This is a genomic window from Hydrogenophaga sp. UC242_53 (assembly GCF_042696965.1).
Classification (GTDB): domain Bacteria; phylum Pseudomonadota; class Gammaproteobacteria; order Burkholderiales; family Burkholderiaceae_C; genus Hydrogenophaga.
The window spans coordinates 3648516-3671847 of sequence record NZ_CP170552.1 but is presented as its reverse complement, the minus strand read 5'-3'; the positions used below and the strand labels follow the sequence as shown (position 1 = coordinate 3671847).

At 67.6% G+C, this 23332-nt stretch carries 20 protein-coding genes and 3 pseudogenes; 12 read left to right on the top strand and 11 right to left on the bottom strand.

The window, feature by feature from the left end:
* Positions 1-2 precede the first annotated feature (2 nt).
* Entirely contained in the window at positions 3-1388 is a 1386-nt protein-coding gene (gene mpl / locus ACFJI0_RS18465; RefSeq protein ID WP_382321707.1) for a UDP-N-acetylmuramate:L-alanyl-gamma-D-glutamyl-meso-diaminopimelate ligase, read from the bottom strand.
* A gap of 90 nt (positions 1389-1478) precedes the next feature.
* On the opposite strand from mpl, the gene ACFJI0_RS18460 reads away from it, so the two are divergent.
* The 7 genes and pseudogenes from ACFJI0_RS18460 to ACFJI0_RS18430 all read left to right on the top strand — a co-directional run bounded on the left by ACFJI0_RS18460 (position 1479) and on the right by ACFJI0_RS18430 (position 7648).
* Positions 1479-2087 (top strand): hypothetical protein, encoded by a 609-nt coding sequence (locus ACFJI0_RS18460; RefSeq protein ID WP_382321705.1) that lies wholly within the window; start codon positions 1479-1481, stop codon positions 2085-2087.
* A gap of 99 nt (positions 2088-2186) precedes the next feature.
* The gene (locus tag ACFJI0_RS18455; RefSeq protein WP_382321702.1) at positions 2187-2612 is read left to right on the top strand and encodes a TlpA family protein disulfide reductase; all 426 of its coding nucleotides are present in this window, start codon (positions 2187-2189) and stop codon (positions 2610-2612) included.
* A gap of 229 nt (positions 2613-2841) precedes the next feature.
* Positions 2842-3307 (top strand): annotated as a pseudogene (gene accB, locus ACFJI0_RS18450) (acetyl-CoA carboxylase biotin carboxyl carrier protein).
* Positions 3308-3326: 19 nt separating this feature from the next.
* Positions 3327-4676, top strand: a complete 1350-nt coding sequence (gene accC / locus ACFJI0_RS18445; protein WP_291119323.1) for an acetyl-CoA carboxylase biotin carboxylase subunit — start codon at positions 3327-3329, stop codon at positions 4674-4676.
* Positions 4666-5595: a 50S ribosomal protein L11 methyltransferase gene (prmA, locus tag ACFJI0_RS18440; RefSeq protein ID WP_382321700.1), complete on the top strand. Its 930-nt coding sequence runs from the start codon at positions 4666-4668 to the stop codon at positions 5593-5595. Before accC ends, prmA begins: the two co-directional genes overlap by 11 nt.
* Positions 5596-5626: 31 nt before the next feature.
* A complete protein-coding gene (locus ACFJI0_RS18435; RefSeq protein ID WP_382321697.1) occupies positions 5627-6748 on the top strand; it encodes a DUF3426 domain-containing protein in 1122 nt (373 codons plus the stop codon).
* Between the two features lie 15 nt (positions 6749-6763).
* Positions 6764-7648, top strand: coding sequence for a carbohydrate kinase family protein (locus tag ACFJI0_RS18430; protein WP_382154641.1), 885 nt, complete (start codon positions 6764-6766; stop codon positions 7646-7648).
* Positions 7649-7718: 70 nt separating this feature from the next.
* On the opposite strand, the gene ACFJI0_RS18425 is transcribed toward ACFJI0_RS18430, so the two are convergent.
* From ACFJI0_RS18425 to ACFJI0_RS18385, 9 genes and pseudogenes are all read right to left on the bottom strand, one after another.
* Entirely contained in the window at positions 7719-8228 is a 510-nt protein-coding gene (locus ACFJI0_RS18425; RefSeq protein WP_382163865.1) for a histone H1-like DNA-binding protein, read from the bottom strand.
* A 226-nt stretch (positions 8229-8454) separates the two neighbouring features.
* Positions 8455-9636 (bottom strand): ribonucleotide-diphosphate reductase subunit beta, encoded by a 1182-nt coding sequence (locus ACFJI0_RS18420; RefSeq protein ID WP_291119333.1) that lies wholly within the window; start codon positions 9634-9636, stop codon positions 8455-8457.
* Positions 9637-9777: 141 nt separating this feature from the next.
* Positions 9778-12699, bottom strand: a complete 2922-nt coding sequence (locus ACFJI0_RS18415; protein ID WP_382321695.1) for a ribonucleoside-diphosphate reductase subunit alpha — start codon at positions 12697-12699, stop codon at positions 9778-9780.
* A 448-nt stretch (positions 12700-13147) separates the two neighbouring features.
* Positions 13148-13774: a 1,6-anhydro-N-acetylmuramyl-L-alanine amidase AmpD gene (ampD, locus tag ACFJI0_RS18410; protein ID WP_382321692.1), complete on the bottom strand. Its 627-nt coding sequence runs from the start codon at positions 13772-13774 to the stop codon at positions 13148-13150.
* Positions 13752-15260, bottom strand: a complete 1509-nt coding sequence (locus ACFJI0_RS18405; RefSeq protein WP_382321689.1) for a sigma-54-dependent transcriptional regulator — start codon at positions 15258-15260, stop codon at positions 13752-13754. The genes ampD and ACFJI0_RS18405 overlap by 23 nt, the downstream gene beginning before the upstream one ends.
* A gap of 33 nt (positions 15261-15293) precedes the next feature.
* Complete coding sequence (locus ACFJI0_RS18400; protein ID WP_382321687.1) at positions 15294-15797, bottom strand: sensor histidine kinase; 504 nt, start codon at positions 15795-15797, stop codon at positions 15294-15296.
* Positions 15798-15945: 148 nt separating this feature from the next.
* Positions 15946-16050 (bottom strand): annotated as a pseudogene (locus ACFJI0_RS18395) (histidine kinase dimerization/phospho-acceptor domain-containing protein); the annotation flags it as partial.
* Positions 16051-17100: 1050 nt separating this feature from the next.
* A complete protein-coding gene (locus ACFJI0_RS18390; RefSeq protein ID WP_382154656.1) occupies positions 17101-17349 on the bottom strand; it encodes a PP0621 family protein in 249 nt (82 codons plus the stop codon).
* A gap of 10 nt (positions 17350-17359) precedes the next feature.
* Positions 17360-18160: an inner membrane protein YpjD gene (locus tag ACFJI0_RS18385; protein ID WP_382154659.1), complete on the bottom strand. Its 801-nt coding sequence runs from the start codon at positions 18158-18160 to the stop codon at positions 17360-17362.
* A gap of 166 nt (positions 18161-18326) precedes the next feature.
* Between ACFJI0_RS18385 and ffh the strand changes: the two genes are divergently transcribed.
* Together ffh and ACFJI0_RS18375 are read left to right on the top strand one after the other, a co-directional pair.
* Positions 18327-19697: a signal recognition particle protein gene (gene ffh, locus ACFJI0_RS18380; RefSeq protein WP_382321685.1), complete on the top strand. Its 1371-nt coding sequence runs from the start codon at positions 18327-18329 to the stop codon at positions 19695-19697.
* Positions 19698-19710: 13 nt separating this feature from the next.
* The gene (locus ACFJI0_RS18375; protein ID WP_382321683.1) at positions 19711-20337 is read left to right on the top strand and encodes a pyridoxamine 5'-phosphate oxidase family protein; all 627 of its coding nucleotides are present in this window, start codon (positions 19711-19713) and stop codon (positions 20335-20337) included.
* 4 nt (positions 20338-20341) lie between these two features.
* Here the strand turns inward: ACFJI0_RS18375 and ACFJI0_RS18370 are convergent, their stop codons facing one another.
* On the bottom strand, positions 20342-21103 hold the full coding sequence (locus tag ACFJI0_RS18370) for an IclR family transcriptional regulator (RefSeq protein WP_382321681.1): 762 nt from the start codon (positions 21101-21103) through the stop codon (positions 20342-20344).
* Between the two features lie 82 nt (positions 21104-21185).
* Between ACFJI0_RS18370 and ACFJI0_RS18365 the strand changes: the two are divergent.
* The 3 genes and pseudogenes from ACFJI0_RS18365 to ACFJI0_RS18355 form a co-directional block, all read left to right on the top strand.
* Positions 21186-21497, top strand: a pseudogene (locus ACFJI0_RS18365) (SDR family NAD(P)-dependent oxidoreductase); the annotation flags it as partial.
* Positions 21498-21576: 79 nt separating this feature from the next.
* Positions 21577-22011, top strand: coding sequence for an SDR family NAD(P)-dependent oxidoreductase (locus tag ACFJI0_RS18360; protein ID WP_382325720.1), 435 nt, complete (start codon positions 21577-21579; stop codon positions 22009-22011).
* Positions 22008-23321, top strand: a complete 1314-nt coding sequence (locus ACFJI0_RS18355; protein WP_382325717.1) for a flavin-containing monooxygenase — start codon at positions 22008-22010, stop codon at positions 23319-23321. Before ACFJI0_RS18360 ends, ACFJI0_RS18355 begins: the two co-directional genes overlap by 4 nt.
* Positions 23322-23332: the final 11 nt, after the last annotated feature.

The following is a 23332-nucleotide window of genomic DNA, read 5'->3' as shown; positions in this document are numbered from 1 at the left end:
GGTCAGGCGGCCAGGGCCTTGAGCAGGCGGTCGTGCACACCGCCGAAGCCGCCGTTGCTCATGCAGACGATGTGGTCGCCGGGCTGGGCGGCCGCCGTTACCTGGGCCACCAGTTCGTCGATGTTGCGGCCGATCTGCGCCCGCGCACCCATGGGTGCCAGGGCCTCGGCTGCGTCCCAGTCCAGCCCGCCCGAGTGGCAGAACGCCAGGTCTGCCGCCTCCAGGCTCCAAGGCAGTTGGGACTTCATCGTGCCCAGCTTCATGGTGTTGCTGCGCGGCTCGAACACCGCCAGGATGCGACCGCGCGGCTGGCCCAGCTTGCGTTGCAGGCCATCGAGCGTGGTGCGGATGGCGGTGGGGTGGTGGGCGAAGTCGTCGTAGACCGTGATCGCGCCGCCTGCGCGAGGCACCATGCCCCGCACTTCCATGCGACGACGCACGTTCTCGAAGTTGCTCAAGGCGCGCGCGGCGTCCGCCGGGGCCACACCCACGTGCTCGGCCGCCGCGATGGCCGCCAGGCCATTGAGCTGGTTGTGCACGCCGGTGAGTGCCCACTCCACGCGGCCGACTGGTTGGCCGCGGTGCAACACGTCGAAGGCGTGGGGTTCGCCCTGGGCGGTGAAATCACTCACCGCCGCACCGAAGCTGCGCAATTCGCTCCAGAGGCCCTTGTGCAGCACGCGCTCGAGGCTTTCTTCCAGGCCGTTGACGACCACACGGCCGTTGCCCGGCACGGTGCGGATCAGGTGGTGGAACTGGCGTTCGATCGCCGCGAGGTCGTCAAAAATGTCGGCGTGGTCGAACTCGAGGTTGTTCAGGATCGCGGTGCGGGGCCGGTAGTGCACGAACTTGCTGCGCTTGTCGAAGAAGGCGGTGTCGTACTCGTCGGCTTCGATGGTGAAGGTCTTGCCCTGGCCCAGGCGGGCCGACACACCGAAGTTCATCGGCACGCCACCAATCAGGAAGCCGGGCTGCAGGCCGTTGGCCTCCAGGATCCAGGTCAGCATGCCGGTGGTGGTGGTCTTGCCGTGCGTGCCGGCGACGGCCAGCACATGGCGGCCCTGCAGCACGTGTTCGGCCAGCCACTGGGGCCCGCTGGTGTAGGCCGCGCCGCTGTCCATGATGGCTTCCATCAGCGGGAACTTGGGTGTGCCATCCGCCGTGCGGGCACGGCTGACCACGTTGCCGACCACGAACACGTCGGGCTGGAGGGCCAGCTGGTCGGCGCCAAAGCCTTCGATGAGGTCGATGCCCAGCGCCCGCAGCTGGTCGCTCATGGGGGGATAGACGCCGGCGTCGCAGCCGGTCACGCGGTGGCCGGCTTCGCGGGCCAGGGCAGCGAGACCGCCCATGAAGGTGCCGCAGATGCCCAGAATATGAATGTGCATCCCGGGATTCTAGGGGGCGCACCCACCGGGTTTGCGGGTATGGACCGTGCGCGCCGTGGGCGCCGCCGCCAGCGGGCACAATCCCCCTCCATGGATGCCAGCCGAGACGACACTTCCCACGAAATCGCCGCCGTGGCCGCCCGACTGGTGGTCGAGGAGGGCCTGGAATATGCCGCGGCCAAGCGCCGCGCGGTCAAGCAGCTGGGCTTGCCGGCGCGCACGCCCCTGCCCGACAACGCGATGCTGGATGCCGCGGTGCGCGAGGACATCGCCGTGTTCTGCCCGGAAAGCCAGGCCGTCGAGTTGCGCGCGCTGCGCGAACTCGCCTTGCTCTGGATGGACCGCCTGCAGGCCTTTCGCCCCCACCTGGGCGGCGCCGTCTGGCACGGCACGGCCACCCGGCACAGTGATATCTATCTTCAGCTGTTCTGCGAAGACCCCAAGGCGCCTGAGTGGACGCTGCTCGATCACCGCGTCGAATACCACCCGGGCACGGTCAACGGCTGGCGCGGCGAACCCGTGGAGGCGTTGACGCTGCGCGTGCGAAGCGAGGCGCTGGGCCAGTGGGTGCTGGTGCATCTGATGGTGCACGACCTGGACGACCAGCGCGGCGCCCTCAAGCCCGACGCCCAGGGGCGCAAGCCGCGCGGTGACGCGGCGGCCTTGCGCCGCCTGCTGGCCGGGGAGGTGGCGGCATGAGCCTGCAACGAAGAACCCTCTGGATGGCCGGCGTGGCGGTGGTCGCTGGTGGTGCCGGCGCCTTGCTGGCGCACGCGGCGCCTTCAGCTCCAGCCGGTGATGAGCGAGGCCGAGGCCGCGTTCTGGGCCGGGTCGTTCGACGGACCGAACGGTGAAGCCGTGCGCATGAGCGATTTCCGTGGCAAGCCCTTGCTGGTGAATTTCTGGGCCACCTGGTGCCCGCCGTGCGTGGAGGAGCTGCCGATGCTGAACCAGTTCCACACCGCGCAGGCCGCCAAGGGCTGGCAGGTGCTGGGCCTGGCGGTCGATCAGCCCAGCGCGGTGCGCAGCTTCATGCAGAAGCTGCCGCTGAATTTCCCGGTGGGCATGGCAGGCTTCGCGGGCACGGAACTCAGCCGCAGCCTGGGCAACGCCACCGGGGCCTTGCCCTTCAGCGTGGTGTTCGGCGCCGACGGGGCGCTGCTGCACCGAAAGCTCGGCAAGGTGTCGGAGACCGATCTGGCGCAGTGGGCCGAGTTGGGTTGACCTTTCGTCAACCCACTCGAACTCGACGAGAAAAAGAGGTAAATTCGTCGTTTTCACAAAAATGACTCAATGAGTCATCCCTTGCCCCGGGTTGAAAACCCTCCAGCGGGCGAGGTTGGGAAGCCGGTCCATTCGTGTACACTGCGGCACCCCGGCGGGTTGGTCAGCTCTCATTTCGTTGAAATTGAGTGCTTTTAGATCAACTTGACCGAACTTCGTTGGAGAAATCATGGATTTGAGAAAACTGAAGACACTGATCGACCTCGTGTCCGAGTCGAACGTGTCCGAGCTGGAAATCACCGAGGCCGAAGGCAAGGTGCGCATCGTCAAGAGCGCGCCTGTCGTGGCCGCCGCGCCCGTGACCTACAGCATGGCCCCCGCACCGGTGTCTCCACCCCTGGTGCCGGCCGTCGACGTGACGCCCGCCGCTCCGGTTGCGCACCGCCCCTGCCGCGCCGGCCGGGCACACCGTGAAGTCGCCCATGGTGGGCACCTTCTACCGTGCGTCGAGCCCGGGTGCGAAGCCCTTCGTCGAGATCGGTGACACCATCAAGGAAGGCGAGACGATCTGCATCGTGGAAGCGATGAAGATCCTCAACGAGATCGAGGCCGACAAGTCCGGCACCGTGACCCAGATCCTGGTGGAGAACGGCCAGGCGGTGGAGTACGGACAGCCCATGTACGTGATCGAATAAAGAAGAAGGCCCCGAGCCCATGTTCAAAAAAATCCTGATTGCCAACCGGGGGGAGATCGCGCTGCGCATTCAGCGCGCCTGCCGGGAAATGGGCATCAAGGCGGTGATGGTGTATTCCGAGGCCGACCGCGACGCCAAGTACGTGCGTCTGGCCGACGAGGCGGTCTGCATCGGCCCGGCGCCGAGCGCCCAGAGTTACCTCAACATGCCGGCCATCATCTCGGCCGCTGAAGTGACCGACGCCGAAGCCATCCACCCCGGCTACGGTTTCCTGTCGGAAAACGCCGATTTCGCCGAGCGCGTCGAGAAGAGCGGCTTCACCTTCATCGGCCCCACGCCGGAGTCCATCCGCACGATGGGCGACAAGGTGTCGGCCAAGCAGGCCATGATCCGCGCGGGCGTGCCCTGCGTGCCGGGTTCCGAAGGCGCGCTGCCCGACGACCCCGTCGTGATCAAGCGCACCGCCAAGGCGGTGGGCTACCCGGTGATCATCAAGGCCGCCGGTGGCGGCGGTGGGCGCGGCATGCGCGTGGTGCACACCGAAGCGGCCCTGCTGCACGCGGTGCAGACCACCAAGGCGGAAGCCGGTGCGGCCTTCGGCAATCCCGAGGTCTACATGGAGAAATTTCTCCAGAACCCGCGCCACATCGAGATCCAGATCCTGGCCGACCAGCACCGCAACGCGGTGTACCTGGGCGAACGCGACTGTTCCATGCAGCGCCGCCACCAGAAGGTGATCGAGGAAGCGCCTGCACCCGGCATCCCGCGCCGCCTGATCGAGAAGATCGGCGAGCGTTGCGCCGCGGCCTGCAAGAAGATCGGTTACCGGGGCGCCGGCACCTTCGAGTTCCTGTTCGAGAACGGTGAGTTCTACTTCATCGAAATGAACACCCGCGTGCAGGTGGAGCACCCGGTGACCGAGTGGATTTCGGGCGTGGACATCGTGCGCACCCAGATCGCGGTGGCCGCGGGCGAGAAGCTGCCGTTCACGCAGCGCCAGATCGAGCTGCGCGGGCATGCCATCGAGTGCCGCATCAACGCCGAAGACGCCTACAAGTTCACCCCGTCGCCCGGTCGCATCACGACCTGGCACGCGCCGGGTGGCCCGGGTGTTCGCGTGGACTCCCACGTCTACACCAACTACTTCGTGCCGCCGAACTACGACTCGATGATCGGCAAGATCATCGTGCACGGCGACACGCGGGAGCAGGCCCTGGCGCGCATGCGCACGGCGCTGGCCGAGACCGTGATCGAAGGCATCAACACCAACATCCCGCTGCACCGCGAGCTGATGGTGGACGCGAACTTCGTGACCGGCGGCACCAACATCCACTACCTGGAAGAGTGGCTGTCCCAACGTGAGCGCTGAAGCCTTCCAACTGACCCAGCCGCCGGCTGGGTCTCTTTTTGAGCTGGTGCTGCTGGTGCCCGAGGCGGCGGTGGACGACGTGGGCGATGCCCTGGTCGCGCTGGACGCGCTCAGCGTGTCGGTGGAAGACGCCGACGCGATGACCGACGCCGAATCGGCGCTGTTCGGCGAGCCTGGCATGCCGCCGCCCAAGGAGGGTTGGCAGCGCTCGCGCGTGGTGGCGCTGTTCCCCACCGACGCCGCGGCCCGCGACGCCGCGCAGTTGCTGGCGGTGCAGGACTTTTTTGCGGGCTGTGCGGTGCAGGGCGTGCGCCCGGTGCCCGATCAGGATTGGGTGCGGCTGACGCAGTCGCAATTCGAGCCGGTCGAGATCACGCCCAGCTTCTGGATCGTGCCGACCTGGCACGAGCCACCCGCCGCCGCGCAACAGGTCATCCGGCTCGACCCCGGTCTGGCCTTTGGCACGGGCACCCACCCGACGACCCGCATGTGCCTGCGCTGGACCGCGCAACACGGCCCCGTGGGGCCGCGTGTGCTGGACTACGGTTGTGGCTCGGGCATCCTGGCCATCGGTGCGGCCAAGTTCGGTGCGCGCGAGATCATCGCGGTGGACATTGATCCCGCGGCGGTGGAGTCCACCCGACTCAATGCCGAGGCCAACCACGCGGTGCTGTCGGCCGGCTTGCCCGATCTGGCGCGGGGTGAACACGATCTGGTGCTGGCCAACATCCTCGCCACGCCCTTGAAGGTGCTCGCACCGTTGCTGTGTTCGCACGTGCGCCCGGGCGGCCAGCTGGTGCTCGCGGGCATTCTGGCGCGCCAGGCCGATGAGCTGATCGAAGCCTATGCGCCGTGGGTGGCGTTGCAGGTCAGCGACGAAGAGGATGGCTGGATCCTCATGACCGCCGTCAAGGCCTGAGGCTGCCTGTCGCGCCCGCGATAATCGGCGCATGAGTTTCACCACCCGTTGCCCCTCGTGCGGAACGATGTTCAGGGTTGTCGCCGACCAACTGAAGATCTCCGAGGGCTGGGTGCGCTGTGGCCATTGCGCCGATGTGTTCGACGCCACGCTGTACCTGCAGCCGTGGATCCCTCCGGGCGAAGAAAGCACGCCCGACGATTTCGTGGCGGCGGCGCCTGCACCCGAACCGGCGCCGGCATCCGCGCACGCGGCGTTCGACGCCGACCTGGAAGCAGAGCTGGAGGCCGAGTCTCAGCGGTCCGTGGAAACGGTCGAGGAATCTGCCGATGCGATGTGGGGCACCGAGGCCGTCGCGGACGAGCGTGCCGTCGAGACCTTGCCGCCACCGATCATCGATGCCCCGCCCGCTCAGGCCCGGCCCGATGAGCAGGAGTCCGACTTCCACGCCGAACTGGAGCGCTTCGCCGCCGGTCTGGGTCGTTTGAAAGCCGATGGCGCTGCCGCCGATCCCACGGAACAGGTGGAGTCGGACGAAGAGGCGGTCGTGCCCCACGTCGATGCCATGCCCGATGCCCCCGGACCGCAGGACGTGGGTGACCTGGACGCTGAGGGGCCGGACTCGCCCGAGCTGGTGCCCGGCTTCGTGAGGCAGGCGCAGCGGCAGGCCTTCTGGCAATCCCGCGGCATGCGCGCCGTGCTCTCGCTGCTGGCCGTGGTGTTGGTGGTCGTGCTCGCCGGGCAATGGGCCCTGCAGGAGCGCGATCGATTGGCCGCCTGGCGGCCCGGCCTGCAGCCCTGGCTGCAGCGGGCGTGCGAACCCGTGGGCTGCGTGGTGGCGCCGGTGCGCCGCATCGACGCGATCGTCATCGACAGCACTTCGCTGGTGCGCCGGCTCGGCAACTTCTATTCCTTTGACCTCGTGCTCAAGAACACGGCCTCCATGGCGCTGGCTGTGCCCGCGCTGGAGCTGAGCCTGACCGACATCAGCGACCAGGTGATTTCGCGCCGCGTGTTCCTGCCCGAAGAATGGCCCGATGCCCCGGCGCTGTTGCCGGCGAACGGCTCGGTGAACGTGAGTTTTCGACTGTCACTCGCCCTGGGCGACGCCACGCCCATGGCGGGTTACCGCGCCCTGATTTTTTACCCTTGATCTGGAAGATTTTTCATGTCCATTCTGGTTTGCGGCTCGCTCGCCTTCGACACCATCATGACCTTCGAGGGCCGCTTCGCCGAGCAGATCCTTCCGAGCCAGCTGCACATTCTCAATGTGTCCTTCCTGGTGCCGGGTCTGCGCCGGGAATACGGTGGCTGTGCCGGCAACATCGCCTACGGCCTGCGCCAGCTCGGTGCCGATGCGGTGCCGCTGGCCATGCTCGGCAACGACGGCGGCGAGTACCTTGATCGCCTGCGCGAACTGGGCGTGGACACGCGCCACGTGTCGTCCTCCGCCGAGAGCTACACCGCGCAGGCCATGATCATGACCGACCGCGACAACAACCAGATCACCGCCTTCCACCCCGGCGCGATGTCGACGGCGCACGACAACCCGGTGCCTCGGCGCGACGACCTCAAGGTGGCCATCATTTCACCCGATGGCCGCGATGCGATGCTCACGCACGCGCGCCAGCTGCACGAGGCCGGTGTGCCCTTCGTGTTCGATCCCGGCCAGGGCCTGCCCATGTTCAATGGCGAAGAGCTGCGGCAGTTCATCGGGCTGGCCAGCTGGGTCACGCTCAACGACTACGAAGCCCAGATGCTGTGCGACCGCACCGGCCTCACGCTCGACGCCATCGCCGCGCAGGTGCGCGGCCTCATCGTGACGCTGGGCGCGGAAGGCTGTGACGTCTGGGATGGTGGCGCGGCCAAGGTGCGGGTGGCGGGCCTCCCGGCGGCCACGGTGGTGGACCCCACGGGGTGTGGCGATGCGTTCCGCGCGGCCCTGCTGCATGGCCTGGAGCAGGGGTGGCCGCTGCAGCGCTGTGCCGAGTTGGGCAACCGCATGGGCGCGGTGAAGATCGCCAGCCGGGGCGGTCAGAACTACACGCTCTGAGCCCGGGCAACGGGCATGAAAAAAGCCCGGCGCTTTCGCGCCGGGCTTGCAGGTCATCTCAACGAGAATCTCAGGGCTTGCTGGACGTGGGGAACGGCCACGCAGCCTGAGGGTTGAGCTTCGTCTGCGCCGCAGGAGCAGCAGGGGCCGCCGGCTTCTTGGCCGGCTCAGCTTTTTTTGCTGGGGCTGCCTTCTTCGCAGGGGCCTTCTTTGCAGGGGCCTTTTTCACGGCGGCTTTTTTGGCCGGCGCTTTTTTGGCTGCAACCTTTTTGGGAGCAGCTTTCTTGGCGACAACCTTCTTCGCCGGCGCTTTCTTGGCAGCGGCTTTCTTCGCCGGAGCCTTCTTGGCGACGACCTTCTTGGCCGCGGCCTTCTTCGCCGGTGCTGCCTTCTTCGCAGCAACCTTCTTCGCCGGTGCTGCCTTCTTGGCCGCAACCTTCTTCACGGCGGGCTTCTTGGCCGCGACCTTCTTGGCCGGAGCCTTCTTCGCCGGTGCTGCCTTCTTCGCAGCGGGTTTCTTGGCCGGAGCCTTCTTAGCCGGTGCGGCCTTCTTGGCCGGGGCTTTTTTTGCAGTTGCCATTGTTTTCTCCTTGATCAAGTTGCAAAGAGCACTTCAGCCAGCCTTGTTGCCGGTGAAGTGATTCAACGCCCTGGAGCCGTGTGGATGCATCCACGGCTGGCCCCAAGGTTTTGAATCCTGTGACAAAACCCTGCGCCCGGCGTCTGCGCGACGGTGACAGGGTTTTGATTGAGCGGAAATCATGTTGTTGGTCGGTATGGGCAATGCGGCTCCGGCTGCGTGGGCATCAATCCCAGGACAATGCCCCGCCGGTTTGGTATTCGATCACGCGCGTTTCGAAGAAATTGCGTTCCTTCTTGAGGTCGATCATCTCGCTCATCCAGGGGAACGGGTTCTCTTCGTTCGGGAACAGGGGCTCCAGGCCGATCTGCGTGGCGCGGCGGTTGGCAATGTAGCGCAGATAGCCCTTGAACATCGAGGCGTTCATGCCGAGCACGCCGCGCGGCATGGTGTCCTCGGCGTAGCGGTACTCGAGCTCGACAGCCTTGAGGAACAGCTCCTTGATCTCTTCCTTGAACTCGCTGGTCCACAGCATCGGGTTCTCCATCTTGATCGCGTTGATCAGATCGATGCCGAAGTTGCAGTGCATGGACTCGTCGCGCAGGATGTACTGGTACTGCTCGGCGGCACCGGTCATCTTGTTCTGGCGGCCCAGGGCCAGGATCTGGGTGAAGCCGACGTAGAAGAACAGGCCTTCCATCAGGCAGGCGAACACGATCAGGCTCTTGAGCAGGCGCTGGTCGGTCTCGGGCGTGCCGGTGTGGAAGTTCGGGTCCATGATCGCCTCGATGAAGGGGATCAGGAACTGGTCCTTGTCACGGATCGACTGGACTTCGTTGTAGGCGTTGAAGATCTCGGACTCGTCCAGGCCGAGCGACTCCACGATGTACTGGTAGGCGTGCGTGTGGATCGCTTCCTCGAACGCCTGGCGCAGCAGGAACTGGCGGCACTCGGGCGCGGTGATGTGGCGGTAGGTGCCCAGCACGATGTTGTTGGCGGCCAGCGAATCGGCGGTGACGAAGAAGCCGAGGTTGCGCTTGACGATGCGGCGCTCGTCTTCGGTCAGGCCGTTGGGGTCTTTCCAGAGCGCGATGTCGCGGCTCATGTTCACTTCCTGCGGCATCCAGTGGTTGGCGCAGGTGGCGAGGTACTTTTCCCAGGCCCATTTGTATTTGAACGGCACCAGCTGGTTGACGTCGGTCTGGCCGTTGATGATGCGCTTGTCGGCCGCGTTGACGCGGCGCGCAGGAGCGGCCGGCGCGGCGGCGGTGTTGATCGAAGCGGAGGGGAGAGGCGCGCGCTCACCGGACGGTGAGGACAGTGAGGCTTGCAGACCCGACGTGCCGGTGGGCAGTGGGCTGTTCGCTGGCTTCGAAGAGGGCGTGGTGTGATCGTCCCAGGTCAACATAGAGGTTTCCAATGTTCGGATTATGAAAGTGTGTGCATGAAATGCAAAGTGATCAGGCGAGATGCGCACATTTTGTGTTGCGGTGTTGCATCGAATTGCATTCGAGGGACACCGCAACACGTGCACGCATGACGGCCGAAATCACTGGCACGCTTCGCAACCCGGGTCGTCGATGGCGCAGAACTTGATGTCGGTGGCGGACTCCACGTCGGTGATATCCGCGGGTGCCGCAGCCGGAGCGGAGGCCGCGGCGGCGCTGGTGTTGCCGACGGAAACGGCGTTGAGCTGACCGGTGCGGCCGGTGGATTTTTCGATCTGCGTGGCCGAGGTCGTGCGCAGGTAGTAGGTGGTCTTGAGACCGCGCAGCCAGGCGAGCTTGTAGGTGTCGTCGAGCTTCTTGCCCGAGGCGCCGGCCATGTAGATGTTCAGGCTCTGCGCCTGGTCGATCCACTTCTGGCGGCGGGCGGCGGCTTCCACCAGCCACAGCGGTTCGACTTCGAAGGCGGTGGCATACAGCGCCTTCACGTCCTGCGGCACGCGGTCGATCGGGCGCAGCGAGCCATCGAAGTGCTTGAGGTCCATGACCATCACGTCGTCCCACAGGCCCAGGCGCTTGAGGTCTTTCACTAGGTAGCTGTTGATGACGGTGAACTCGCCGGACAGGTTGGACTTGACCGAGAGGTTGCCGAAGCAAGGCTCGATGGAGGCATCCACGCCGATGATGTTGGAGATGGTCGCGGTCGGCGCGATGGCCACGCAGTTGGAGTTGCGCATGCCGTCGGCCGCGATCTTCTGGCGCAGGGCGTCCCAGTCCAGGCTGCTGGAGCGGTCCACGTCCACGTAGCCGCCGCGCTCGCGCGCCAGCAGGTCCAGGGTGTCGGGCGGCAGGATGCCCTTGTCCCACAGCGAACCGCGGTAGCTGGCGTAGCGGCCGCGCTCGCGGGCGAGTTCGGTCGAGGCCCAGTAGGCGTAGTAGCAGACGGCTTCCATCGAGCGGTCGGCGAAGTCCACCGCTTCGTTGGAGGCGTAGGGAATGCGCAGTTCGTACAGCGCATCCTGGAAGCCCATGACGCCCAGGCCCACCGGGCGGTGGCGCATGTTGGAGTCGCGCGCCTTCTTCACCGCGTAGTAGTTGATGTCGATCACGTTGTCGAGCATGCGCATGGCGGTCTTGATGGTCGCCTGCAGCTTGGCGTGGTCCAGCACCTTGGCGCCGTCGTCACCGCGCTTGACGTGGTTGAGCAGGTTGACCGAACCGAGGTTGCACACGGCGGTTTCGGTGTCGCTGGTGTTGAGCGTGATCTCGGTGCACAGGTTGGAGCTGTGGACCACGCCGGCGTGCTGCTGCGGGCTGCGCACGTTGCAGGCGTCCTTGAAGGTGATCCAGGGGTGGCCGGTCTCGAACAGCATCGAGAGCATCTTGCGCCACAGGTCGCTGGCGGGCACTTTGCGGTACGGCTTGATTTCGCCGCGCGCGGCCTTCTCTTCATAGGCCAGGTAGGCTTTTTCGAAGTCGGCGCCGAACAGGTCGTGCAGGTCGGGCACGCTGTTGGGCGAGAACAGGCTCCATTCGCCCTTTTCCATCACGCGCTTCATGAACAGGTCGGGAATCCAGTTCGCCGTGTTCATGTCGTGCGTGCGGCGGCGGTCGTCACCGGTGTTCTTGCGCAGCTCCAGGAATTCCTCGATGTCCAGGTGCCAGGTTTCCAGGTAGGTGCAGACCGCGCCCTTGCGCTTGCCGCCCTGGTTGACGGCCACGGCGGTGTCGTTCACCACCTTGAGGAAGGGCACGACGCCTTGCGATTCGCCGTTGGTGCCCTTGATGTGGGAACCCAGGGCGCGCACGCGCGTCCAGTCGTTGCCCAGGCCGCCGGCGAATTTGGAGAGCAGCGCGTTTTCCTTGATCGACTCGTAGATGCCGTCGAGGTCGTCGGGCACGGTGGTCAGGTAGCAGCTGGAGAGCTGCGAGCGCAGCGTGCCGCTGTTGAACAGCGTGGGCGTGGACGACATGAAGTCGAACGAGGACAGCACCTCGTAGAACTCGATGGCGCGGGCTTCGCGGTCGATCTCGTTGAGCGACAGGCCCATGGCCACGCGCATGAAGAAGGACTGCGGCAGCTCGATGCGCGTCTTGCGCACATGCAGGAAGTAGCGGTCGTACAGCGTCTGCAGGCCGAGGTAGTCGAACTGCAGGTCGCGCTCGGGCTTGAGCGCGGCGCCTAGGCGGGCCAGGTCGAACTGCAGCAGTTTTTCGTCGAGCAGGTCGTTGTCCACGCCCTTCTTGATGAAGAGCGGGAAGTTCTCGGCGTAGCGCGCACCCATTTCGGCGGCGGGCACTTCCTCGCCCATCACTTCCTTGACGATGGTGTGCAGCAGCAGGCGGGCAGTGGCGTAGGTGTAGTCGGGATCTTTTTCGATCAGCGTGCGCGCGGCCAGGATGGAGGCCTTGTAGACCTCTTCCATGGGCACGCCGTCGTACAGGTTGCGCTTGGTCTCGGCGACGATGGGGTCGGCCTTGACGTCCTTGCCCAGGCCGCTGCAGGCGGCGGCGATCAGGCCTTGCAGGCGCTGCAGGTCCAGCGGCACGCGCTCGCCGCCGTCGAGCACGTGCAGCACGGGCTCGGCCGGGTGCGCCACTTCGGCCAGGTGCGCGCGCTCCTGCGTGCGGCGTTCGCGGTAGAGCACGTAGGCGCGGGCGACTTCGTGGTCGCGACTGCGCATCAGGCCGAGTTCGACCTGGTCCTGCACGTCTTCAATGTGGAAGGTGCCGCCACCCGGGCGCGAGCGCATCAGGGCGCGGGCCACGTTCTGCGTCAGCTCGTCCACCGTCTCGCGCACACTGGCCGATGCGGCGCCCTGGGTGCCGTGCACCGCCAGGAAGGCCTTCATCATGGCGACGGCGATCTTGCTGGGCTCGAACGGCACGACGGCGCCGTTGCGGCGGATGATCTGGTAGTTGGCGAAAACCGAGCTGCTCGCGGCCAGCGAAGCCGCGGCCGGGGTACCGGCGGTGGGCTTCAGCGGGGCGGGGGACGAGGTGGTGATGGGAGAAGCGGTCAGCATGGGTTCCTCTTTCATTTGTTGTTGGGTGAACTGCATCGGGGGCGCGGTGTCCGATGGCAGGTTGGTGGCTTGGGTGCCGGTATCAACGCAGGCCGCAGGGGGTGGACGCGGTCGTCTGAAGGGCATTGTTCAGGCGACGGCCATACTGGGCGGGGTAGGGTTCGGGACTCACAAGGCAACACTATATCTGGTGTGCATGTCCCGTTCAAGCCACTACGGGTAGTGTTTACGAGAAAAAGCGGTCGTTAGACGCGGCGCATTTTTCGTCAGACAAAAAATGCTGGTTCACATCCCCGCGCCCTGTGCGAATGATCGCTGGCGATTGGGCGGCTTGCTTGAATCCCGGTGGGCAACACCAATGCCGGCGGGGGCTTTGGCGCGATTTGTCTTGGCTGGCCGCGCCGTTGCACGGCCGGTGAGAACGGGGCGTTTTTGGCGTCGCCCTGGCTCAGTCGCCAGCGACGCTGTGACCGAGTGTGTCTTGTGGGAAACACGCTTCGGGCCAGTGAAGGTCGGCGCGCAGGCGCGACCAGTCGAAACCCGGTCCGGGGTCCTGCTTGCGTCCGGGCGCGATGTGCTCATGGCCCGCCACATGGCGCACCGGATAACGTTGCACCAGTCGGGTGCACAGCCGCGCCAGGGCGGTGTACTGCGCGGCCTCGAAACGGTCGCCCTCCAGCCCCTCGAGTTCGATGCCGATGGAATCGTCGTTGCAGTTGTGGCGGCCGCGCCAGCACGATGCGCCCGCGTGCCATGCGCGCGCATCGGCATCGACAAACTGCACCACTTCGCCGTCGCGGCGCACGAAGAAATGCGACGACACCTCCATGCCCCGGATCTGCTCGAAGTACGGGTGGGCGCTCCAGTCCAGCTGGTTGGTGAAGAGCTGCTCCACCTCCGGGCCGCCGTACACGCCCGGGGGCAGGCTGATGGAGTGGATGACGATCAGGTCGATCTGTGCACCGTCGGGACGCGGGCCGAAGTTGGGCGAAGGGCTGTGGCGCGCCGTGCGCAGCCAGCCGCCTTGCCAGGGATCATCGCGCTCGGCGGAATCAGGCCGTGGTGGTGTCGTCATCGTCCGACGGCATGGCGATGCCCAGCCGCTGGATGCGGTAGCGCATCTGGCGCAGGTTCAGGCCCAGGCGGGCCGCGGCCGCGGTGCGGTTGAAGTCGCATTCGCGCAGCGCCTTGAGCAGCACCTGGCGCTCCTGTTCGTCCAGGTAGGTCTGCAGGTCGGCGGGAATCTCTTCGGGCGGGCGGGTCATGGGTGCGCCGAGGCCATCGGCGGGCGCGAGCTGGTCGGGCTGGGTGGGCACTTCGGTCTCGTCGGCCTCGCCGAAGTCGTCCGGTTCGAGCACCTCGCCGCTGCTCAGGGCCAGGGCGCGCTGCAACAGGTTCTCGAGCTCGCGCACATTGCCCGGCAGTTCGCGCGACTGCAGCCAGGCCAGGGCGCGGGCCGACACCCTGGGCACGTTTTGCCCGGATTCGGCGCACAGCCGCGCCAGCAGAGCCTCCACCAGCAGAGGCAGGTCTTCGCGCCGCTCCCGCAGGGCGGGCGAGCGCAGGCCGATGACGTTGAGGCGGTAGAACAGGTCCTGGCGGAACTGGCCCGACTGCACGAGCGCGTTGAGGTCGCGGTGGGTGGCGCTCACCAGCCGCACGTCGACGGCCTCTTCCTGTACGCCGCCAAGCGCGCGCACGCAGCGCTCCTGGATCACGCGCAGCAGCTTGGCCTGCATCGCCAGGGGCAGGTCGCCGATTTCATCGAGGAACAAGGTGCCGCCCCGCGCCGCCTGGAAGTAGCCTTCGCGGTCGGTGGTGGCGCCGGTGTAGGCGCCCTTGCGCGCGCCGAAGAATTCGGCCTCGATCAGGTTTTCCGGGATCGCGCCGCAGTTGACCGCCACGAACGGCCCGCCGCTGCGGTGGCTGCAGTCGTGCACCGCGCGCGCCACCAGTTCCTTGCCCGTGCCGGACTCGCCCAGGATGAGCACCGGTGCCATGCTGGAGGCCACCTTTTCGATGCGCGACTTGATCTGCGCGATGCTGGGCGAGGCGCCCACGATGCGGCGCAGCGATTGCGCGCCGCTGGAGGTGGCGGCTGGTTTTCTGGGGGCGTCGCCCGCACCGCTGGCGTTGGGCGCGGGCGCCGTCGCGCCGTTGGCCATGGCGGCCGGGGACCCGCGCTGGCTTTGCAGTGCCGCCGTCACCGCGCTGCGCAGCTGCTTGAGGTCCACCGGTTTGGTGAGGTAGTCGAAGGCGCCGGCCTTGAGCGACTCCACCGCGTTTTCTGCCGATCCGTACGCGGTGATGACGATGCATTTTTCAGGCCGCTGGGCGTCCGCGAGTTCGCGCAGCAGGTCCAGGCCCAGGCCGTCGGGCAGGCGCATGTCGGAGATCAGCACGTCGAAGCGCTGCTGGGCGAGCCATTCGCGCGCCTGGGTGATGTCCGGCGCGGCCACCACCGCGTGGCCTTCGCGCAGCAGGGTGAGCTCGTACAGCGTGCGCAGATCGGGTTCGTCGTCGACGACCAGCACGGAGGCGGAGGAGGGGGCGGTGCGCATTGGCGTCGTGTTCAGCGGGTCGCCAGGGGGGCGTCACCCGAGAGCGGGTGGCCTTGGTGCTCGGCGCGCGCTGCGCACCGAATCGCCCATCGGGTACGACAGGCTTTGCTGTGTCGGCTCGCGGGTGGGCGCCGGGCTGGCGGCGGGGATCAGCGCATAGAACTCGTTGCCTTCGCGCTGGTCCAGGCGCGTGCGGCGGTAGGCGATCTGGGCGCCGTAGCGCTCGCAGAGTTCGCGGCAGATGTACAGGCCCAGGCCGCTGGAGCGGCTCTCGGAGGAGAAGAAGGGCTCGAACAGGTGGCGCATCACGCTGGCTTCGAGTGCCTGGCCGTCGCTCCACACCGAGAGGCGAACATGCTCGCTGCCACTGGGCTGGGTGATCAGGCGGATCGAGGAGGGTTTGCCGCTGGCGTGGCGCAGGGCGTTGTCCAGCAGGTTGATGAGCAGGCGGCGCAGGTGCTCCGGGTCGAAGCCCACATGGGCCGCAGGCGCGTGGGCATGCACGCCCAGGATGCGCTCGGCCTTGCTCTGGCGCACCCACTCGTGCGCGATCTGCCGAACGGTCTGGTCCAGTGGCAGGGAGGGGGCCGAGGTTGTGTCCTGGCTGGGCTGCGCGCGCGCGCACGTTGAGGATGTCGTCGACGATGCGCGAGAGCCGCTGGGCGTTCTGCTCGATCATGCGGGTCAGCCGCTTCTGGGCCGGTGCCTGCACCTCTTCATCGAGCAGCGCATTGGCCTGCGTGATGGCCGAGAGCGGGTTGCGGATCTCGTGCGCCACCGCGGCGGACATGCGGCCCATCGAAGCCAGTTTCTCGGTGCGCACGCGCGCCTCGACCTCGCGCAGGTCTTCGAGGAACAGCACGCACAGGCCCGCGCTGCGCCCGCTCTGCGCGGTCAGGCGGGTGCGCGCATGCAGGCGCTGGCTCGGCCGGTCCTCGTTGTCGATGGTGGTTTCGGTTTCCAGGGCCTCACCGCGCGCAAAGGTTTCGTTGACCAGGTGGGCCAAGTGCTGCCAGCTGGAGCGGGCGGACAGCAGGAGCTTGGCCGCCTGGGGCGAGACCTGGCCGAGCAGCATGGCCTGGGCCGCCGGGTTGGCGCTGCGCACCACGCCGTGCGGGTCCACCACCAGCACGCCCACCGTCAGGCTTTCGATCACCAGTTCGTTCACCTGGGCCTGCGCGCGCGCGGCGGCCTGGCTGCTGGCGGTCAGGGCCTCTTCGCGGGCCAGCCGGATCGCCAGCTGGTTGGCCAGCACGCCCACCAGGAAAAAGCCGGTGCCGGTGAGCGCCGCCTGCAGGAAGCGCGCGGTGGACAGTTCGCTGAACAAGGGCGCATGCAGCGCCGCTTCGCCCAGCAGGTAGAGCGTGACGCTGGCGGCGGTGGCCAGGGCCAGCGTGAGCGAGCCCAGGATGGAGGCCAGCAGCACCGGCAGGGCGAACAGCGCCGTGTAGTTGATGCTGCCGACCTGGAACGACTGCAGCAGCGCGAACACCAGCACATCCACGCCGATGGTCAGCAGCCATTGGACGTGCATCGGGGCGGCCTGCTCCGCCGGGCGCCACAGGTAGAGCGTGACCAGCGCGGCGCAGAGGTGGGCCGAACACACCACCACCAGCCAGTTGGGGCCGCCGGTCTGAGAGACCAGCATGAACACCTGCAGGGCGAGCAGCACGGTGGCGATGAACACCCGGGCCCGCATGAAGGCGCGCCACAGCCGGACGAAGGCACGCATGCGCTGTTCGCGGCTCTGCACATGGCTGCCCTCGAAAGCGGAGTACCAGGACGGGGCGAACTGTGAGCTGACGTCCCGGGCCATGTCAGGCGTCCATCCGGAGGGAGGTCATGCCGAACCGCCTTCGCGCAGCCGGCGGTGCTCGGTGCTGCAGTACGCGCCCTGCTGGCCCCGCACCGCCTCGGTCTCGGGCAGGTGCGTGCCGCATTGCAGGCAGGCCACCATGATGGTGGGGACGTTGGCGCGCGGCTTGGGCGGGGGCGCCTGGCGGGCGGCCTCGGCGCGGTCGCTCAGGCGGTTGTTGCGCCAGATGTAGAACGCCACCATCACCACGGCCAGGACGAGCAGGTATTTCATGGTCAATGCCTCAGCCGCGGTGCAGCATCACTTCGAGCACGAAGCGCGAGCCCGCGTAGCCCAGCAGCAGGAAACCGGCGGCCACGTAGAGCGTGCGCACGGCGACACGGCCGCGCCAGCCCAGGCGCCATCGGCCCCAGAGCAGTACCCCCATGGTGATCCAGGACAGCAGCGAGAAGGTGGTCTTGTGGTCCCAGATCCAGCGGTGGTTCAGGGTCTCGGAAAAATACCAGCCGGCCAGCAGCGTGGCGCTCAGCAAGGCAAAGCCGGCGGCGACGAAGCGGAAGGTGAGGCGCTCCAGCGTGAGCAGGGGCATGGACGCCTCGCTGGCATTGCCCAGCCGCATGGCCTTTTCGGCGCGCTGCATCAGCCAGGCATGCACCACCGCCGCGGCGATGAGGCCATAGGACGCGATGCCCAAGGCCCAGTGCAGCGGCAGCAGCGCGGAATGCAGGGCCGGGTAGCGCGTGCCCGGGAACACCAGCGCGAGCAGCACGACCACCATGCCCAGGATCGCCAGCGTCCAGCGCGCGCGCATCTGCGGGTAGAGCCGGCTTTCGATCAGGTAGACGGTGAGCACCAGCCAGCCGGTGACGGAGAGGGCGGGCGCGAACCCGAAGCGCGCGGGTTGTTCGAACAGGCCGAGCACCAGCACGACCAGGTGCAGCAGCCAGGCCAGGCCGAGCAGGCCGCGGCTTTGCGGCGCCGACATGCGCGGGTGGGCGATGGCGAGCATCGCGTAGGCCAGCGCCGCGCCGCCGGAGAACACGGCAGCGGGCAGGTTGGACGCGAGTGCGGGCAGCAGGCTCATCACCGGGGCAGCGCGCCAAGCGTGAAAAGGAAGGGCGCAGCTAAAATCATCCTCACAGTTTAACGGCCTTGTCCCTCCTGGACGCGCCGGTCCGCCGACCCAGGCGCCCGCCTGACCGCCCGCCCGACGCGGGTTTCCGCCCTTTTCCCCTTCTACCCGAGGCAGCATGGCTTCAGCCCTTTCAGACCGACTTTCACGCATCGTCAAGGAAATGCGCGGGCAGGCCCGCATCACCGAGGGCAATGTCACCGACATGCTGCGCGAGGTGCGCATGGCCCTGCTGGAGGCCGACGTCGCCCTGCCGGTGGTGCGCGACTTCATCGCGCGGGTGAAGGAGAAGGCGCTGGGCCAGGAGGTGGTGGGCTCGCTCACGCCCGGGCAGGCGCTGGTGGGCATCGTCAACCGCGAGCTCGCCGCGACCATGGGCGACGGCGTGGCCGACATCAACCTCGCGGCGCAGCCGCCGGCGGTGATCCTCATGGCCGGCCTGCAGGGCGCCGGCAAGACCACCACCACCGCCAAGCTGGCCAAGCACCTGATCGAGAAGCGCAAGAAGAAGGTGCTTACCGTCTCGGGCGACGTCTACCGCCCGGCCGCCATCGAGCAGCTCAAGACCGTGACCGCGCAGGCCGGCGCCGAATGGTTCCCCAGCACGCCCGACCAGAAACCGGTGGACATCGCGCGCGCCGCGATCGATTACGCGCGCAGGCATTTCTTCGACGTGCTGCTGGTCGACACCGCCGGCCGCCTGGCGATCGACGAGGCGCTGATGCGCGAAATCCAGGAACTGCACGCCGTGCTCAAGCCGGTGGAGACGCTGTTCGTGGTGGACGCGATGCAGGGCCAGGACGCGATCAACACCGCCAAGGCGTTCAAGGACGCGCTGCCGCTCACCGGCATCGTGCTCACCAAACTCGACGGCGATTCGCGCGGCGGCGCGGCGCTTTCGGTGCGCGCCATCACCGGCGCGCCGATCAAATTCGCCGGCGTGTCCGAGAAGATCGACGGTCTGGAGGTGTTCGACGCCGACCGCCACGCGCAGCGTGTGCTCGGCATGGGCGACATCCTGGCGCTGGTCGAGCAGGTCACGGCCGGCGTGGACATGGCGGCGGCGCAGAAGCTCGCGGCCAAGGTCAAGAGCGGCGAGGGCTTCGACCTCAACGACTTCCTCGACCAGTTGCGCCAGATGAAGCAGATGGGCGGCCTCTCCAGCCTGATGGACAAGCTGCCCGCCGCGATGGCCGCCAAGGCCAGCGAGGTCGACATGGGCCGCGCCGAGAAGGACATCAAGCGCAAGGAAGGCATCATCTGCAGCATGACGCTCAAGGAGCGCCGCAAGCCCGAGATCATCAAGGCCACGCGCAAGCGCCGCATCGCCGCCGGCGCGGGCGTGCAGGTGCAGGAAGTCAACCGCCTGCTCAAGGAGTTCGAGCAGATGCAGGACATGATGAAGAAGATGAAGGGCGGCGGCATGATGAAGATGATGAAACGCATGGGTGGCATGAAGGGCATGCCCAAGCTGCCCGGCATGGGTTGAGGACGCCACCGCCATGACCGCGCCCACCGACGACCTCCACACCATTCAGGATCTCGCTTCGCTGCAGGCGCTGTTCGGCCCGGTGGGCGACGCGTCGGTGCGCAAGGAGGTCTCGCGCCTGCACCCGGTCTACCAGCGCTGGATCGAGGCCTCGCCGTTCGCGGTGCTCGCCACCCTCGGCCCCGACGGGCTGGACGCCTCGCCGCGCGGCGATCCGCCCGGGCTCGTGAGCATCCAGGACGAACACACGCTGTTGCTGCCCGAGCGCGCTGGCAACAACCGCATCGACAGCCTCAAGAACATCCTGGCCGACCCGCGCGTGGCCCTGCTGTTCCTGGTGCCCGGCGTGGGCGAGACGCTGCGCGTGAACGGCCGCGCGCGCATCTCGGTGGCGCCGGACCTGATGCAGCGCCTGGCCATGGACGGCAAGCCGCCGCGGTGCGTGCTGGTCATCACGGTGGACACGGTGTTCTTCCAGTGCGCCCGCGCCATGAAGCGCGCCAGCCTGTGGGACGCGCGCGAAGCCGCGGCGGCGGTGCCCACGGCCGGCGAGATGCTCGCGGCCCTGACGCACAACGCCATCGACGGCGTTGCCTACGACCGCGCCTTGCCCGCGCGCCAGCGCGACACGCTGTACTGAGGCGTCAGCCCAGGGTGCGGGCCAGCGCCTGCGCCGCCGCCTCCAGGCGCGGCAGCTGCAACCGGGCCTGTGCCAGCGCCATGCGCGCGGCCGGTGCCTGCAGGGCGAGCGCGCAGCGCACCGTGCGCTGGCCGGGCGCGAACACCGGCACCGCCACGCACACCAGGCCTTCGACGAACTCCTCGGCGTCCACCGCGTGGCCGTCGCGCCGGATCGCCTCCAGCTCCGCTTCGAGGGCCTCGCGCAGCGTCAGCGTGTTGGCGGTGTAGCGCGTGAGCACCAGCCCGTCGAGCACGGTGCGGCGCTGGCGCGCGCCCATCCAGGCCAGGAACAGCTTGCCGCTGGCCGAACAATGCGCCGGCACGCGCGTGCCCGGGCGCAGCTCCAGCCGCAACGGAAATGCCGACTCCACGCGGTCGAGGTAGACCACCTCCGCGCCCGACAGGGCGGTGAGGTTGCAGCTCTCGCCCACCTCGGCCACCAGCTGGCGCAGCACCGCGTGGCGCACGCCCTGCTGCGTGCTGTTGCTCAAGGCGGCCTCGGCCATGCGCAGCAGGCGCGTGGCCATCGCGTAGCGCCGGCCGTCGGGCTCGCGCACCAGCCAACCGCCTTGCTCCAATTGTGCGAGCATGCGGTGCACGGTGGGCTTGGGCCAGCCGGTCAATGCGACCACCTCGGGCAGGGCCATCGGTTGGGCGTGGCGCGTGAGCAGGTCCAGCAGCTCCATCAGCCGCAGGCCCGGGCTGTTGTCGGTTTCTGTGTTCATATCTCGAAAAATGAGACGAATCCATAAATTATTCCGAGACGAATTCTAGAGACCCCTACATTGCGGGCACAACTTCGAGGAGATGGGTGGTTTGACGACGACGCCGAGCTTTCACAACGCCGTGGTGACCGGCGCCTGCGGTGGCCTGGGCCAGGCGCTGGCGCGTGAGCTCATCGCCGGTGGCGCGCGCGTGGCCCTGGTCGGCCTGCAGCGTCCCGCGCTGCAGGCGCTGGCCGCGCTCGAGCCGGAGCGTTGCGCGATCTACCAGCCCGACGTGTCGGACGCGGCCGCGATGCAGGCCATGGCCGCCGACTGGATGGGCCGTTTCGGCGCGCCCGACCTGGTGATCGCCAACGCGGGCGTGGCCGGCGGCTTCGACACCGCTCAGGCCGGCGACCTCGCCGTGATGCGCCGCATGCTCGAGATCAACCTGCTCGGCGTTGCGCACCACCTTCCAGCCCTTTCTGGCGCCCATGCGCGAGAGCGGCCGGCGCGGCGCGCTGGTGGGCGTGGCCAGCCTCGCGGGCTGGCGCGGCATGCCAGGCAACGGTGCGTACTGCGCGAGCAAGGCCGGCCTGATCGCCTACCTGCAAAGCCTGCGCGCCGAGCTGCGTCCCACGGCGCTGCGCGTGCACACCATCAGCCCGGGCTACCTGCGCACACCGCTCACGGCCGGCAACCGCTTCGCCATGCCCGGCCTGCTCGAAGCCGACGAGGCCGCGCGGCGCCTGCTCGCGGGCGTGGCCGCCGGCACCGAACACATCGTGCTGCCCCGGCGCATCGGTTGGCTTTCGCACGCGCTGGACTTGCTGCCCGCGCGCCTGCACGACCGCATCCTGCTCGGCCAGCCGCGCAAGCCGCGCGCGGGCGAACCCGGCGCGACCGACATTCCAGGCCTGAAAAAATGACGACACCCACCGAACAACAGATCGCGCTCATCGGTGCCGGCCCCTCGGGCCTGGCCGGCGCGCGCTGCCTGCAGAAACACGGCATCCCCTTCCAGGGCTTCGAGGCCCACACCGACGTCGGCGGTCTGTGGAACATCCACAACCCGCGCTCCACGGTGTACCAGTCGGCGCACCTGATCTCCAGCAAGCGCATGACGGAGTTCAGCGAGTTCCCCATGCCCGAGCGCGTGGCCGACTACCCGAGCCACCGTGAGCTGCTGGACTACTTCAGCGCCTTCGCCGACCACTTCCGGTTGCGCGAGCACTACCGCTTCGGTGTGCGCGTGCTGAGCGTGGTGCCGGTGAGTGATGCGCCCGGCACGCTGTGGCGCGTCACCACCGAAGACGCGGACGGCCTTCAGACCACCGCCGACTACAAGGGCGTGGTGGTGGCCGACGGCACCCTGGCCGAGCCCAACATGCCGCGCTTCGAAGGCCACTTCTCCGGGGAGCTGCTGCACACCTCGGCCTACAAGAGCGCCGACCAATTCCGCTACAAGCGCGTGCTCATCGTGGGCGCGGGCAACTCGGGTTGCGACATCGCCGTCGACGCCGTGCACCAGGCGCGCAGCGTGGACATCTCGGTGCGGCGCGGTTATTACTTCGTGCCCAAGTACGTGTTCGGCCAACCCGCCGACACCCTCGGCGGCAAGATCCGGCTGCCGCCCTGGCTCAAGCAGAAGATCGACAGCACCATCCTGAAGTGGTTCACCGGCGACCCGGTGCGCTTCGGTTTTCCCAAGCCGACCTACAAGATGTACGAGTCGCACCCGGTGGTGAACTCGCTCATCCTGTACCACATCGGCCATGGCGACGTGGGCGTGCGCGCCGACATCGCGCGTTTCGACGGCCACACCGTGCACTTCAAGGACGGGCGCCAAGGCGAGTACGACCTGGTGCTCGCGGCCACCGGCTACAGGCTGCACTACCCCTTCCTCGACCCCGCGCTGCTCAACTGGCAGGGCATGGCGCCCCGGCTCTACCTCAACATCTTCGCGCCGCGCTTCGACCGCCTCGCCGTGCTCGGCATGGTCGAGGCCAGCGGCCTGGGCTGGCAGGGCCGCTATGAACAGGCCGAGCTGGTGGCGCGCTATTTCAAGGGGCTGGACGAAGGCAAGGCCAGCGCCAGAGCGTTCCGGATCGCCAAGGCGGGGCCGCCGCCCGACCTCTCCGGCGGCTACAAGTACCTGCAGCTCGAGCGCATGGCCTACTACGTGAACAAGAACGTCTACCGCGACACCGTGCGCCAGGCGGCCGAGGCCCTGGCCTGACATCCCGCCCG